Source organism: Streptomyces sp. NPDC049541, assembly GCF_044465725.1.
Lineage (GTDB): Bacteria > Actinomycetota > Actinomycetes > Streptomycetales > Streptomycetaceae > Streptomyces.
In genome coordinates, this window is sequence record NZ_JBITLY010000001.1 from 887,940 (window position 1) to 901,568 (window position 13,629).

12 protein-coding genes and 2 pseudogenes are annotated in these 13,629 nt (G+C 72.3%); 8 read left to right on the plus strand and 6 right to left on the minus strand.

The features are described from left to right. Positions 1 to 105: 105 nt before the first annotated feature. Positions 106 to 306 (plus strand): annotated as a pseudogene (locus ACIBW9_RS04070) (AbfB domain-containing protein); the annotation flags it as partial. Positions 307 to 329: 23 nt separating this feature from the next. Here ACIBW9_RS04070 and ACIBW9_RS04075 read toward each other — a convergent pair. After that, positions 330 to 1,592 (minus strand): sensor histidine kinase, encoded by a 1,263-nt coding sequence (locus ACIBW9_RS04075; RefSeq protein ID WP_398950960.1) that lies wholly within the window; start codon positions 1,590 to 1,592, stop codon positions 330 to 332. A 19-nt stretch (positions 1,593 to 1,611) separates the two neighbouring features. Continuing rightward, positions 1,612 to 1,944 (minus strand): annotated as a pseudogene (locus tag ACIBW9_RS04080) (ABC transporter permease); the annotation flags it as partial. A 327-nt stretch (positions 1,945 to 2,271) separates the two neighbouring features. Here ACIBW9_RS04080 and ACIBW9_RS04085 point away from each other — a divergent pair. The 3 genes from ACIBW9_RS04085 to ACIBW9_RS04095 all read left to right on the plus strand — a co-directional run bounded on the left by ACIBW9_RS04085 (position 2,272) and on the right by ACIBW9_RS04095 (position 5,221). Continuing rightward, on the plus strand, positions 2,272 to 3,129 hold the full coding sequence (locus tag ACIBW9_RS04085) for a MaoC/PaaZ C-terminal domain-containing protein (RefSeq protein ID WP_398950962.1): 858 nt from the start codon (positions 2,272 to 2,274) through the stop codon (positions 3,127 to 3,129). 29 nt (positions 3,130 to 3,158) lie between these two features. Next, complete coding sequence (locus ACIBW9_RS04090) at positions 3,159 to 4,235, plus strand: Zn-dependent alcohol dehydrogenase (protein WP_398950965.1); 1,077 nt, start codon at positions 3,159 to 3,161, stop codon at positions 4,233 to 4,235. Between the two features lie 80 nt (positions 4,236 to 4,315). Continuing rightward, positions 4,316 to 5,221: a 3-oxoacyl-ACP reductase gene (locus ACIBW9_RS04095; RefSeq protein ID WP_398950967.1), complete on the plus strand. Its 906-nt coding sequence runs from the start codon at positions 4,316 to 4,318 to the stop codon at positions 5,219 to 5,221. Positions 5,222 to 5,537: 316 nt separating this feature from the next. On the opposite strand, the gene ACIBW9_RS04100 is transcribed toward ACIBW9_RS04095, so the two are convergent. Then, positions 5,538 to 6,716, minus strand: coding sequence for a hypothetical protein (locus ACIBW9_RS04100; protein WP_398950969.1), 1,179 nt, complete (start codon positions 6,714 to 6,716; stop codon positions 5,538 to 5,540). Between the two features lie 276 nt (positions 6,717 to 6,992). Here ACIBW9_RS04100 and ACIBW9_RS04105 point away from each other — a divergent pair, with 276 nt between their 5' ends. The 3 genes from ACIBW9_RS04105 to ACIBW9_RS04115 are packed head-to-tail and all read left to right on the plus strand — an operon-like array spanning position 6,993 to position 9,912. After that, complete coding sequence (locus tag ACIBW9_RS04105) at positions 6,993 to 7,844, plus strand: Nif3-like dinuclear metal center hexameric protein (RefSeq protein WP_398950971.1); 852 nt, start codon at positions 6,993 to 6,995, stop codon at positions 7,842 to 7,844. Then, positions 7,841 to 8,584, plus strand: coding sequence for a zinc ribbon domain-containing protein (locus ACIBW9_RS04110; RefSeq protein ID WP_398952090.1), 744 nt, complete (start codon positions 7,841 to 7,843; stop codon positions 8,582 to 8,584). Before ACIBW9_RS04105 ends, ACIBW9_RS04110 begins: the two co-directional genes overlap by 4 nt. An 11-nt stretch (positions 8,585 to 8,595) precedes the next feature. Continuing rightward, complete coding sequence (locus ACIBW9_RS04115) at positions 8,596 to 9,912, plus strand: bifunctional RNase H/acid phosphatase (RefSeq protein WP_398950973.1); 1,317 nt, start codon at positions 8,596 to 8,598, stop codon at positions 9,910 to 9,912. Here ACIBW9_RS04115 and eda read toward each other — a convergent pair. Both eda and yaaA read right to left on the minus strand, forming a co-directional pair. Next, positions 9,887 to 10,525 (minus strand): bifunctional 4-hydroxy-2-oxoglutarate aldolase/2-dehydro-3-deoxy-phosphogluconate aldolase, encoded by a 639-nt coding sequence (gene eda, locus ACIBW9_RS04120; RefSeq protein WP_398950975.1) that lies wholly within the window; start codon positions 10,523 to 10,525, stop codon positions 9,887 to 9,889. The genes ACIBW9_RS04115 and eda overlap by 26 nt on opposite strands. Before the next feature lie 97 nt (positions 10,526 to 10,622). Then, complete coding sequence (yaaA, locus tag ACIBW9_RS04125; protein WP_398950977.1) at positions 10,623 to 11,405, minus strand: peroxide stress protein YaaA; 783 nt, start codon at positions 11,403 to 11,405, stop codon at positions 10,623 to 10,625. 230 nt (positions 11,406 to 11,635) lie between these two features. Here yaaA and ACIBW9_RS04130 point away from each other — a divergent pair, with 230 nt between their 5' ends. After that, positions 11,636 to 13,069 carry an RNB domain-containing ribonuclease gene (locus tag ACIBW9_RS04130; protein ID WP_398950979.1) on the plus strand — a complete coding sequence of 478 codons (1,434 nt, stop codon included), beginning with the start codon at positions 11,636 to 11,638 and terminating at the stop codon, positions 13,067 to 13,069. Here the strand turns inward: ACIBW9_RS04130 and ACIBW9_RS04135 are convergent. Beyond that, positions 13,020 to 13,589 carry a hypothetical protein gene (locus ACIBW9_RS04135; protein ID WP_398952092.1) on the minus strand — a complete coding sequence of 190 codons (570 nt, stop codon included), beginning with the start codon at positions 13,587 to 13,589 and terminating at the stop codon, positions 13,020 to 13,022. The genes ACIBW9_RS04130 and ACIBW9_RS04135 overlap by 50 nt on opposite strands. Positions 13,590 to 13,629: the final 40 nt, after the last annotated feature.

Consider the following 13,629-nt stretch of genomic DNA (forward strand, 5'->3'; position numbering starts at 1 on the left):
GAGTAGGGCGCGGTCGGGAGCGTGGCCCGACCAGGAAGGTGCGATCGTCCTCGGCACCGGCGGCGACCACAGCAACGGCTCCATCGGGTCCTTCTTCGAGGCGTCATGGCCTCCGGCATCCCCACGGACGCCGCGGTGCAGGCGAACATCGTCTCCGTCGGCTACGGCGGCGCGACCGGCTCCACCGGTTCGCTGACCCCGGGTTCGGAGACCTCCCTGTTCACATCCGACGCCACCTTCTGCCCGACGACCGGCAAGAGCGGCACCGGGACCTCGTTCGCCTCGTACAACTACCCGGCCAAGTTCCTCCGCCACTACGACTTCAACGTCTACATGGCGAACAACGGGGACACGTCGTCGGCCTCCACCGGGAGTTCGGCGGTGACGGTGAAACCGCCTCGCGGGGACGGGCCGGCCCGCAAGGAGCCGCCGGCCGCCGCGAGGCGCTCGGTCAGTCCCTTGAGGCCGGTGCCGCCGATGCCCGGCAGGGACGGGGAGGGGGTCGTGGACGGCACGCCCTCCCCGTTGTCCGCGACCGTGAGGCTGACGCGTTCGGGGCCGCTGTGCACGGTGATCTCGCAGCGCGTGGCACCGGCGTGCCGCACGACGTTGGTGACCGCCTCCCGCACCACCCAGCCCAGCAGTGCCTCGGTCTGCGGGGCGAGGGGCGCGCCGGTGCGGCGGACCACCGGCTCGACGGCCGCCGCGGACAGGGCCGAGCGGGCCCGGTCCAGTTCGGTGGCGAGGCTGCCCTCGCGGTAGCCGGTCACGGCCTCGCGGATCTCGGTGAGCGCCTGGCGGCCGACGGACTCGATGTCACCGATCTGGGTGAGCGCGGCCTCCAGGTTCCCCGGAGCCAGCCGCCGGGCCGCCTCCGACTTCACCACGATCACCGACAGGGTGTGCCCGAGCAGGTCGTGCAGATCGCGGGAGAAGCGCAGGCGTTCCTTCTCGACGGCCTGGTGCGCCAGCTTCTCGCGGGCCGCCTGCAACTCCCGTACCGCCTCGGACAGGGAGAGGATCGCGGCGGTGACCATCGTCGAAAGGAAGGTGCCGTAGGCGATGGTCACGGCGTCCGAGCCGTCGCGGTACACGGAGACGGCACCGGCGAACACGGCGAGCAGGATTCCCGTCCGGCCCAGCCACGGACCGCGCAGGACCGCGCCCGTGGCGAGACCGAGCAGCGGGAAGAACATCAGCCAGTTGCCGCCGTAGCCGAGGGCCAGAGCCGTGGTCAGCAAGGCCATCAGCAGCAGCGCGACCCGAGTGGACCGCTGCTCGCGCTTGCACCGGTCGAAGGAGCGGAACGTCACATAGATGTAGAGGGAGTTGAAGGCGAGCAGCCCGAGGCCGCCGATCCACGGGTTGGCGGTCTTGCCCTGGATGATGTTGGAGAACGCGCCCATGCCCATCAGCAGCCAGGGCAGCAGCCCGAAGCCGTTCGGCGGCGGGCCCAGATGCTGCTCGAACCGCTTCCCGGTCCTGCGCGCCTCCTTCTGTGCGGCCTTGAACTCCCTCATGTCGGCCTTCCAGCGCGCCCGCGCCGCCCGCCACTGGTCCACCTGGCAGGCGACCCCTCGTATCCAGGACATGTCTCCGCTCCCCCCCCGTTCAGGCGGTCCGTCCGGACCGCCGGTACGACAGCACAGCGTACGAACCGAAGGCCAGCAGCCAGAGGGCCAGCACCGCGATCGCGCCGAGGGCGGGGGCGCGGCCCTCCGCCGTCGAGGTGCCGAGCTGGGCGAACCGGTAGGTGGGCGTGTACGCCGACAGGGTGCGCAGCCAGTGCGGGAAGAGGGTGACCGGGAACCACAGGCCGCCGAGGACCGCGAGGCCCAGGTTGCACGCCATGTTGGTCACGCCGGTGGTCTGCCCGGTCAGCCGGTAGCCGTTGCCGAGACCCAGCAGGGTGAAGGGCAGCGAGCCCAGCCACAGCAGCGCTAAGGACACGGCGGGCGGCGCCCCAGTCGTCGCCCCGTCCGTCGTCCCTGTCGTCATCCCCGTCGTCTTCGTCATGTCTACGACGCTACGGAGACCAGGACCCCGCCCGGCAGATGCGCTTGTACGGACCCCGGCAGGACAAATGTCCCGGCCGGCGGCGCACTCAGCTGACACAGTGTCAGGAGCCTTCACAAGTGCGGAGCGCTGGGCTATACAGAGGGCGCCGGACTGGAACGCGTTCTAGATCGGCACTCGTGACGACCTCGGTCGCGGCCGACGGTGCGGACGGCCGCGCCGAGGTCTTGAACCATCCGAGCCACCAGGAGCCGTATGCCCATCGACGCAGCCAAGGCCCTCGCCGCCGAGCCCCGCTCCGGCGAGATCACCTGGGACCGCAAGGACGTCCAGCTCTACCACCTCGGCATCGGGGCAGGCATCCCGGCGACCGATCCCGACGAGCTGCGCTACACCCTGGAGTCCCGGCTGCACGTCCTGCCTAGCTTCGCCACCGTCGCGGGCAACGGCTCGCCCGGGGTGATCAGCGGCCTGTCCATGCCCGGCGTCGACGTGGACCTGGCCCGCGTCCTGCACGGCGGCCAGTCCCTCACCCTGCACCGCCCGATCCCCGTCGAGGGCACCGCGACCGCCACCGGCCGTATCGCCGCCGTCTACGACAAGGGCAAGGCGGCCGTCCTCGTCATGCGCACCGAGGTGGCCGACGCCGACGGCCCGCTGTGGACCAACGACGCCCAGATCTTCGTCCGTGGAGAGGGCGGCTGGGGCGGCGACCGCGGCCCCTCCACCCGCCTCGACCCGCCCACCGGCGGCCCCCACCGCACCGTCGAGCGCCCGATCCGCGAGGACCAGGCCCTGCTCTACCGCCTCTCCGGCGACTGGAACCCGCTGCACGCCGACCCGGATTTCGCCAAGACCGCCGGCTTCGAACGACCCATCCTGCACGGCCTGTGCACCTACGGCATGACGCTCAAGGCGGTCGTCGACACGCTGCTCGGCGGGGACGTGACACGGGTGCGGTCGTACGCCACCCGGTTCGCGGGCGTCGTGTATCCCGGCGAGACCCTGCGCATCCGCATGTGGCGGGGGGACGCGCAGGTCCGGGTGGCCGTGAGCGCCGTGGAGCGGGACGACGCGCCCGTCCTCGCCGACACGATCGTCGAACACTCTTGATCCAGCAGGCAGTTGAGGGGAGCCGCACCATGCGCGCAGCCGTACTGCACGAGATCGGTCAGGACAAACTCGAGGTCTTCGAGGACGTCGAGGCGACGGGCTTCGGGCCCGGCAAGGTGAGGATCCGGGTGCGGGCCACCGGGCTGTGCCACTCGGACCTGTCCGCGATGAGCGGGGTGCTGCCGCAGCCTGCGCCGTTCGTGCCCGGGCACGAGGGCGCGGGCGAGATCGTCGAGGTCGGCGAAGGCGTCGGCCATCTGAAGGCGGGCGACCGGGTCGTGGTCTGCTGGCTGCCGGCCTGTGGCGCCTGTCCGGCCTGCAAGCGCGGGCAGACCGAGCTGTGCCTGGCCGGGTTCATGAACGCGGGAACCCCCAACTTCCGCCGCCCCGGCGGTGACGTCTTCGGCTTCGCGGGCACCGGCACCTTCGCCGAGGAGGTCGTCGTGGACGCGGGCTGCGCGGTGCCGATCCCGGCCGACGTGCCCTTCGACATCGCCGCGCTGATCGGCTGCGGGGTCACGACCGGACTGGGCGCAGCGCTCAACACAGCCGATGTGGAGGCCGGTTCGTCGGTCGCCGTCATCGGCTGCGGCGGCGTCGGCATCTCCGCGATCCAGGGCGCGCGGCTCAAGGGCGCCGCCGAGATCGTCGCCGTCGACCCGGTCGCCTCGCGCCGTGAGTCCGCCCTCAGGTTCGGCGCCACGAAGGCGGTCTCGCCGGACGAGCTGGCCGACGCCAAGCAGAACGTCACCGGCGGCGAGGGCTTCGACTACGTCTTCGAGGTCGTCGGCAAGTCGGCCACCGCCCGCACCGCCTACGACAACACACGGCGCGGCGGCACCCTCGTCGTCGTCGGCGCGGGCGCCATGGACGACTTCCTGCAGCTCAACATGTTCGAGCTGTTCTTCGACGAGAAGCGGATCCTGCCGTCGATGTACGGCGGCGGCGACGTCCTGCGCTCCTACGAGCGGACCATCGCCCTGTGGCGGGCGGGCCGCGTGGACCTGGAGGGCCTGATCACGCACCGGGTGCCGTTGGGCGAGATCAACGAGGCGCTGGACCAGATGCGGACGGGCACGGCCCTGCGCACGTGCATCGAGATCTGACGGGGGTGCCTGTGTCGCTGCCACAGCCAGGACCGCAGCAAGGACCGCAGCAAGGGCCGCTGGAGGGGCTGTCCGCCGTCGTGACCGGTGCCGGTCGCGGCCTGGGCAGGGCCGAGGCGCTCGAACTCGCCAGGCTCGGCGCCGCCGTCGTCGTCAACGACTTCGGGCAGCCGGGCCGGGACGGCTCGGGGGAGGCCTCGGCGGGCCCCGCCGAAGAGGTCGCCGCCGAGATCCGCGCCGCGGGCGGCACGGCGCTCGCCCACACCGGAGATGTCGCCGACTTCCAACAGGCTCGAGAACTCGTGGAGTTGGCGATCCGGGAGTTCGGCAAGCTGGACGTCCTGGTCAACAACGCGGGCATCCTGCGCGACCGCATGGTCTTCTCCATGACCGAGGACGAGTGGGACGCGGTGATCCGGGTCCACCTCAAAGGTCACTTCAACACGACCCACTTCGCGGCCGCGCACTGGCGCGAGCGGTCCAAGGCCGCGGGAGCGCCGGTCTACGGGCGGATCGTCAACACCTCGTCCGAGGCCTTCCTGGCGGGCTCGGCCGGGCAGCCCAACTACGCGGCCGCAAAGGGCGGAATCGTCGGCCTCACCACCTCCACCGCCCTCGCCCTGGCCAAGTACGGCGTCACGGCCAACGCGATCTGCCCGCGCGCCCGCACCCGTATGACCGAGGACGTCTTCGCCGGCTTCGAACAGCCGGCGGACGGTCTCGACCCGCTCGCCCCCGAGCATGTCGCCCCGCTCGTCGGCTACCTCGCCTCGCCCGCCGCGGCCCGCGTCAACGGCCAGCTGCTCGTCGTGCACGGCGGCATGGTGGCCGTCGTCGACCGACCGCGGGTGCAGGCGAAGTTCGACAGCAAGCAGGACACCTTCACCTACGACGAGCTGGACGCCGTCCTCACTCCGCACTACGCGGACCGGCCGCCGGGGGAGACGTTCGCGGCGGCGGAAGTACTGGGACTCAAGCGGACGTAGACGGACGTAGACATACGAAAGGGGCTCAGCACCGGCCGGTGCTGAGCCCCTTCCCTGCGTACCCTCAGGCAGCCGCTTCGCTGTCCTCGGCCGGCTTGCGGTGCCGGCCGTGAGGGGCCGTGTCACCGTCCTGGGCCGAACTCGGACCCCGGTGCCGACCGTGACCGGCGTCTTCCCGGGACTCGGCGGACAGCGGCTGCATGGTGCTTGTGTCGCTCATCGGAAGGATTCACCCCGTCAACATGATCTTTCAAACAGCCGGGCGAGTTTAACCGGCCACCCTCCTCGCGACTCCAGACGGGCACGCCCATCGGCACTATTTCGTTACAAGACGCCCCAAGGGCGCTTGCTGCAAGGGCACGGGACGCGGTGCGACGGGCTCCGGAGGATCCGGCTGTGCCGGCTCACCCCGTGCCGGATCCTCCGGGCCCGCGCCCCCCGATCCCCCTGCATCCCCCGATTCCCCCGTCTCCCCCGAGGGCACCCTCACCTGCGTCACGCCGCACGGCACCTCGGCCGTGGCGTAGGGCAGTTGGAGCACCCCGTCCCTGGTCCACGTCCCCGCGCCCGCCAACCACCCGTACGGCGCGGCGAGATGGTCCACCTGGCGCCGGTCCGGCCGCCACAGGCCCACCCAGCTGCCGACGGGCCCGTCGATGCGCAGTGCCACCCCGCAGCTCTCCGGCAGCAGCACCTGCCCCGGCTGGATGGCGAAAGGCGTCACGACACACTCGGGCAGCCGCAGGCACTCCGGGAAACGCACCGGCAGGGTGCTGCCCAGCACCCCCCAACCGAGCCGCTCCTCGCCCGGCGAGGGCGCGTCGGAGCGGATCAGCAGCAGCCCGCTGTCCGGGTCGGCGAGCAGCAGCCGGTCGTCGCTGCCCTCGGCGATCTGCAGCAGCGGCGAGACCTCACCGGACCGCTCCAGGTCGGCCACGACCGCCTTGGTCCGGCCACCGGTCTCCCGGTCGAGCGCCAGCAGCCGCCCCGCCCGGTCCAGCCACACCCCGCCCGAGCAGCGGCCCGGGACCTCCGCGACCTGCTCGGGCCCGAAGGCGCCGCCCGCCACCAGCCACACCGTGCTGGAGCGCCGGCCCACGGCGAGGGCGTACGCCTTCTCCCCGCCCGGTACGGGCGGCAGCAGCCGCAGCCGGGCGCCCTCCTCCGGGCACTCCACCGCGCCGATCAGCACCTCACCCGTACCCGGTCCGGTCGGATACAGCAGCGAGAACAGGTGCCGCCCGTCCGCCCGCCGGTGGATGAGGACCCGCCCGTCGCCCATCGGCTGCACCTCGGCGCCGGGTTCCTCGGGCTGGTTGCCGGGCAGCGGCACGGCGTACGGCTCGGGGCCGTCCAGCGTCCAGCGCTCCGGGAACCAGGAGCCGTCGGCCGGCGCGAGGCGGGCGGCGTAGGCGCCGTCCACCGTGATGGTGCAGCCGGATTGCGGGGCGCCCTCCTCGGGAGCAGCCTCGGGCTCGATCGCACACGCCGTCATGGTCTGGTCACCTCCGGCGACGAAGCTAGTTTTCGCACGCATACACGTGGGACCACGAGGCTCCTGCTTCACACATAAGGGTGGCGGGGGAACGATTCGCCTGAGGAAACGGGGGCGGGTGTGCTGGGGGAGGCCCAGCTGAGGACCGGCTGCGGTGGAGCAAATTTCCGCGAAGACGGCCGCGACCATCAACTGAGGAACCGCGACGGCGAGCCACCAGGTCCGCGAGAGCGGCGCCGGTTCAGGCGCACAGAAGGGCCAGGTAGCCTTTTGTCCGTGCCCCGTCTGTCTGAAGTCATCGCCGCGCTGGAGAACCTGTGGCCCGCCGAGCGGGCCGAGTCCTGGGACGCGGTCGGCACGGTCGTGGGCGATCCCGACCAGGAGGTCACCCGGGTCCTGTTCGCGGTCGATCCCGTGCAGGAGATCGTCGACGAGGCGGTGAAGCTGGGCGCCGACCTGCTGGTCACGCACCACCCGCTCTACCTCCGCGGTACGACGACGGTCGCGGCGTCCCATTTCAAGGGCCGCGTCGTGCACACCCTGATCAAGAACGACATCGCGCTGCACGTCGCCCACACCAACGCGGACACGGCCGACCCCGGTGTCAGCGATGCGCTGGCCGGAGCGCTGGACCTGCGTGTCGTACGCCCCCTGGTGCCGGACCCGGCCGATCCGTCCGGCCGCCGGGGGCTCGGCCGCATCTGCGAGCTGGACCACCCGCTGCCGCTGCGCGAGTTCGCCCAGCGGGCCGCCGCCCGGCTGCCCGCCACCGCGCAGGGCATCCGCGTAGCCGGCGACCCCGAGGCGGTCGTCCGCACGGTCGCCGTCAGCGGCGGCTCCGGCGACAGCCTCTTCGACCAGGTACGCGCGGCCGGAGTCGACGCCTTCCTCACCGCGGACCTGCGCCACCACCCGGCCTCCGAAGCCGTCGCGCAAAGCCCCCTCGCGCTGCTCGACGCGGCGCACTGGGCCACCGAATGGCCCTGGTGCGAGCTGGCCGCCACCCAGCTCGACGAGATCTCCGACCGCCACGGATGGGACCTCAGGGTCCATGTCTCCAAGACGGTCACCGACCCCTGGACGGCCCACGCGGCCTCCGCCGATCCGACTGCAGGAGCCCCCAACTGAACGCCGCGCCCGCCGACCAGATCCGACTCCTCGACGTCCAGGCCCTCGACGTACGCCTGCAGCAGCTCGCGCACCGGCGCAGGTCGCTGCCCGAGCACGCCGAGATCGAGTCGCTCACCAAGGACCTCACCCAGCTGCGCGACCTGCTGGTGGCCGCGCAGACCGAGGAGAGCGACACCGCCCGCGAGCAGACCAAGGCCGAGCAGGACGTGGACCAGGTGCGCCAGCGCGCCGCCCGCGACCAGAAGCGCCTGGACTCCGGGGCCGTCACCTCCCCCAAGGACCTGGAGAACCTCCAGCGCGAGATCGCCTCCCTCGCCAAGCGGCAGAGCGACCTCGAGGACGTCGTCCTGGACGTCATGGAGCGCATCGAGTCCGTGCAGGAGCGGGTCGCCGAGCTCACCGAGCGGGTCTCCTCCGTCCAGTCGAAGATCGACGACGCGACCGCGCGCCGTGACGCCGCCTTCGAGGAGATCGACGGCGAGGTGGCGACGGTGACCAAGGAGCGCGAGGTCATCGCGGGCACCATCCCCGCCGACCTGCTGAAGCTCTACGACAAGCTGCGCGAGCAGCAGGGCGGCATCGGCGCGGCCAAGCTGTACCAGCGCACCTGCCAGGGCTGCCGCCAGGAGCTGGCGATCACCGACATCAACGAGATCCGCGCGGCCGCTCCCGACACGGTGGTGCGCTGCGAGAACTGCCGTCGCATCCTGGTGCGTACGGCCGAGTCCGGCCTCTAGGAGCCTTGACCGTGCGGGAGTTCATCGTCGAGGCCGACGGCGGTTCGCGGGGCAACCCGGGACCCGCGGGCTACGGATCCGTGGTGCTCGACGCGGCGACCGGGGAGACCCTGGTCGAGGCCGCGGAGTACATCGGGGTCGCGACCAACAACGTCGCCGAGTACCGGGGCCTGCTGGCGGGCCTGCGCGCCGCCCACGAACTCGACCCCTCGGCCAAGGTCCGTGTCCGTATGGACTCCAAGCTGGTCGTCGAGCAGATGTCGGGCCGCTGGAAGATCAAGCACCCGGACATGAAGCCGCTGGCGACGGTGGCGGCCCGGGTGTTCCCGCCGGACCAGGTGACATACGAGTGGATCCCGCGGGAGCAGAACAAGCACGCGGACCGGCTGGCGAACGAGGCGATGGACGCGGGCAAGCGGGGCGAGCAGTGGTCGCCGTCGGCCTCGACGGCGGAGCTGGAGGCGGCCGCCGCGAAGGCTGCGGCCGCTGAGTTGTCCGGTGCTCCGCGCGACGCGGCGGCGGGCGCGGCGAGAGCGAGCGCGGCACCGGCGGGAGGAGCGGCGTCTGCCGCCCGATCCGCGACCGCGTCCGCAGCCGGGGCGTCGGGCCCCGCCGGTGACGAGACGGCGGTTGCGGCGAAGGCCGAGGATGACACCCGCGCCGCGCGTGTCGTCGCCTCCCCCGGCTGGGCCCCCGCCGACCTGGGCGCGCCCGCGACCTTCGTGCTGCTGCGGCACGGCGAGACCCCGCTGACCCCGCAGAAGCGTTTCTCGGGCAGCGGTGGCACCAACCCCTCGCTCTCCGACGTCGGCCGGGAGCAGGCCGAGCGCGCCGGGGCCGCGCTGGCCCGGCGCGGCACGATCCAGGCGATCGTCGCGTCGCCCCTCGCCCGCACCCGCGAGACGGCGGGTATCGTCGCCCGGCACCTCGGCCTGGAGGTGAGCATCGACGACGGACTCATCGAGACCGACTTCGGCGCCTGGGAGGGCCTCACCTTCGCCGAGGTCCGCGAGCGCTACCCCGACGACCTGAACGCCTGGCTCGCCGACCCGCACGCCCAGCCCTCGGGCGGCGGCGAGAGCTTCGCGGCGACCGCAACCCGTGTCGAGGCCACCCGGGAGAAACTGGTGGCGGCGTACGCGGGCCGCACGGTCCTGCTGGTCTCCCACGTCACACCGATCAAGACGTTCGTACGCCTGGCGCTGGGCGCCCCGCCGGAGTCCCTGTTCCGCATGGAGCTGTCAGCGGCCGCACTGTCCGCGGTGGCCTACTACGCGGACGGCAACGCGAGCGTACGGCTCTTCAACGACACGTCCCACCTGCGCTGAGTCCCGCCGCTTCGCGGGCAAGGCCTTCGATCCGCCCCCAGTCGCGGGCGGCGAGGGCATCCGCCGGGAGCATCCAAGTGCCGCCCACACAGCCGACGTTGGGCAGCGCCAGATACTCGGGGGCGTTGGCCGGCCCGATGCCCCCGGTCGGGCAGAACCGCGCCTGAGGCAACGGCCCCGCCAGCGACTTCAGATACGCCGTGCCGCCCGCCGCCTGCGCCGGGAAGAACTTCATCTCCCGCACCCCGCGCTCCAGCAGCGCCACCACCTCCGAGGTGGTGGACACCCCCGGCAGGAACGGCACCCCGGACGCCTTCATGGCCTCCAGCAGTGCGTCCGTCCAGCCCGGGCTGACCAGGAAACGCGCCCCGGCAGCCACCGAGTCCTTCACCTGCTCCGGCGTGATCACGGTCCCGGCTCCGACCACCGCGTCCGGCACCTCATCGGCGATCGCCCGGACGGCGTCCAGCGCGGCCGGCGTCCGCAGCGTCACCTCGATGGCGGGCAGCCCGCCCGCCACCAGCGCCCGCGCCAGCGGAACGGCGTCCGCGGAGTCATCGAGGACGACGACGGGCACGACGGGGGCAAGGTCGAGGAGCGATGAGGCAGCCATGCCGTCATCGTGCCCGTGCCATGCAGCATGCGCAAAGGTCATTGCGCATGCTGCAACGCAATGGTGGGGTGGGTCAGTGGATGGATCCTGCGGTGGGTCAGTGGATCTCGTCCACCAGCACGTCGAGCAGCCACGCCTTCCCGGCCCTCGTCGGAGGCTCCACCTCCACCACGTAACCGAGCTCGCGCAGCGTCTCCACCAGCTCCGCCGGGCCCTTGGGCGCCGCGCCCGCCGTCAGCAGACTCCGTACGATCCGCCCCTTGGTCGCCTTGTTGAAGTGGCTGACCACCTTGCGGGTGGGCGCGTGCAGCACCCGTACGCTCGCCGTCCGCCCGGCGACCTCGCCCTTCGGCTTCCAGGCGGCCGCGTACGCCGAGGACCGCAGGTCCAGCACCAGCCCGTCCCCGGCGGCCTCGGGCATCACCTCGGCCAGCGGCGTCCGCCAGTACGCGCCCAGCGCCCCGATCCCGGGCAGCTTCACGCCCATCGAGCAGCGGTAGGAGGGGATGCGGTCGTTGATGCGCACCGCGCCCCACAGTCCGGAGAAGACGAGCAGGGAGCGGGTGGCGCGCTTCTTGGCGGCGGCGTCCAGGGAGGCCAGGTCGAGGGCGTCGTACAGCACACCCGTGTAGATCTCCCCGGCGGGCCGCGCCCCCGCGGTCCGTAGCTCGGCGTTCTTCGCGACCTCGCCCCGCAGGCCCTCGCTCAGCCCGAGCACCTCGCGCGCCTTCTCCTCGTCCCCGGCGCACAGCTCGACCAGTTCGCCGAGTACGGCCTCACGGGCGGGCGTGAGGCCCGGCAGCGACAGCGACTCCGTCTTCAGCGGGGCGCCACGGCCAGAGGACGCCTTGCCTTCGGAGGGAGGCAGCAGGACAAGCACGGAAGATCTCCTTCTGTTTGAGCTCCCGGACAGCGTACGGGGCCGGGTGTGCTGAGAGCCTGGGTCTGAGTCCCGCTCGGGCACCCGCCGTCTGGCACGCCCGCTCGCCGCGTTGCCGAAAGGCCTTGGCAGCTCCGCTACGAGGACCTTCCGGCGCCTCGCGATCGCACGCACCAGACGACGCGCGCTGGTCCGAGCAGGACTCAGACCCAGGCTCTACCCTCGGCTGTATGCCCCGCCGCCACATCCGCGTGACCGGCGCCCCCGAAGCCCCCCTCCGGGCCGCCCTCACCGCCCTGCGCACCGAACTCGGTGTCCCCGAGAGCTACCCGCCCGAGGCGCTGGCGGAGGCCCAGCGATCGGCGAAGGCCCCCGCGGTCCCTTCGTACGACGCCACGGACATCCCCCTGTTCACCATCGACCCGCCCGCCTCCACCGACCTCGACCAGGCGATGCACCTGTCCCGGCAGGGCAGTGGCTACCGGGTGCGGTACGCCATCGCGGACGTGGCCGCCTTCGTCGTACCCGGCGGGGCACTGGACGCGGAGACCCACCGGCGGGTGACCACCCTGTACTTCCCGGACGAGCGGATTCCGCTGCACCCGGCGCTGCTGAGCGAGGGCGCCGCGAGCCTGCTGCCCGGCCAGGTCCGCCCGGCCGCCCTCTGGACGATCGACCTCGACGCGGACGCCCGCACGCGCGCCGTCGACGTCCGCCGCGCCCTCGTCCGCAGCAGGGCCAAGCTGGACTACGCCGCCGTACAGCGACAGCTCGACGACAAGACGGCGGAGGAGCCGCCGGCGCTGCTCAAGGAGATCGGGGAGGCGAGGGAACGGCTGGAGGTGGAACGGGGCGGGATCTCGCTCAACGTCCCTGAACAGGAGATCATCGAGCGCAACCACGCATACGAGCTCAGCTATCGCGCCCCCCTCCCGGCCGACGGCTGGAACGCCCAGATCTCCCTGCTGACGGGGATGGCGGCGGCAGAGCTCATGCTGGCGGCGGGCACGGGCATCCTGCGCACCCTGCCCGCCGCCCCGGACGGCGCCGTCGGCCGACTGCGCCGCACCGCGCACGCCCTGCACATCGACTGGCCGCACCACGTCTCGTACGCCCAGCTCATCCGCTCCCTCGACCCGCACCGCCCGCGCCACGCGGCCTTCCTCCAGGAGTGCACGACACTGCTGCGCGGCGCCGGCTACACCGTCTTCCGGGACGGCGCCCTCCCGCCCATCACCACGCACGCCGCCGTGGCCGCCCCGTACGCCCACTGCACGGCGCCGCTGCGACGGCTGGCCGACCGGTACGCGTCGGAGATCTGCCTTGCGGCCGCGGCGGGCGAGCCACCGCCCGACTGGGTACTGGCAGCCCTGGGCGCGCTGCCGCACCAGATGGCCGAGGGCAGCCGCCGCGCGGGCACGGTGGAGCGCGAGTGCGTGGACATCGTGGAGGCGGCGCTGCTGGCGGGCCGGGTGGGGGAGGTGTTCGACGGCTGCGTGGTGGACGTGGAGGAGCGTCAACCGGGCTTCGGCACCGTCCAGTTGGAGTCACCGGCGGTCATCGGCCGCATCGAGGGCGAACACCTGCCGCTGGGGGAGCGGCTGCGGGTGCGCCTCACCCAGGCGGATCCGGCATCGTCGAAGGTGCGTTTCGCGCCCGCGTGACGGCAGGTAGGAGTGCTTGTCCGAGAGCCTGTACGAGGATGTCGGCATCGTCGGCGTGGAAGCGGACGAGGCGGATGTCACGCCGACGGCCGAGGAAGCCGAAGTGGTCGACGGGCTCGGTCAGTTCGAGCGTGACGGTGGTCTGTGCGCCCACGGGGATGTCGAGTTCGCCGTCGGCGCGTACGTGGGTGGTGCGCAGCTCGCGGCGCACGGTCGCGATGCGGTCGACCGGTATGCGCAGATCGACGTGCACGGCGCGGCGGATGCGCAGCACGTCGGGGCCGAGCACATGCGGTCGTACGACGGAGGCCGCGTGCACCCCGACGACGAACACGAGGGTGTAGACGTCGAGGACGAACACCACTTGGTGCACGGTGGGGTAGTCACGCAGCAGCACGGACATGGTCAGCGTCTCGACCAGGCACACGAAGGCGAACCCGAACATCATCGCGCCCTGCCCCCGCGCATACCCGAACACCCGCCCGCCGTCGGCCCCGTGCGTGCGCCGGGTCACCCACATCGCCAGGCTGGCGAGCAGCCGCAGCTCATGCCGGACGAGG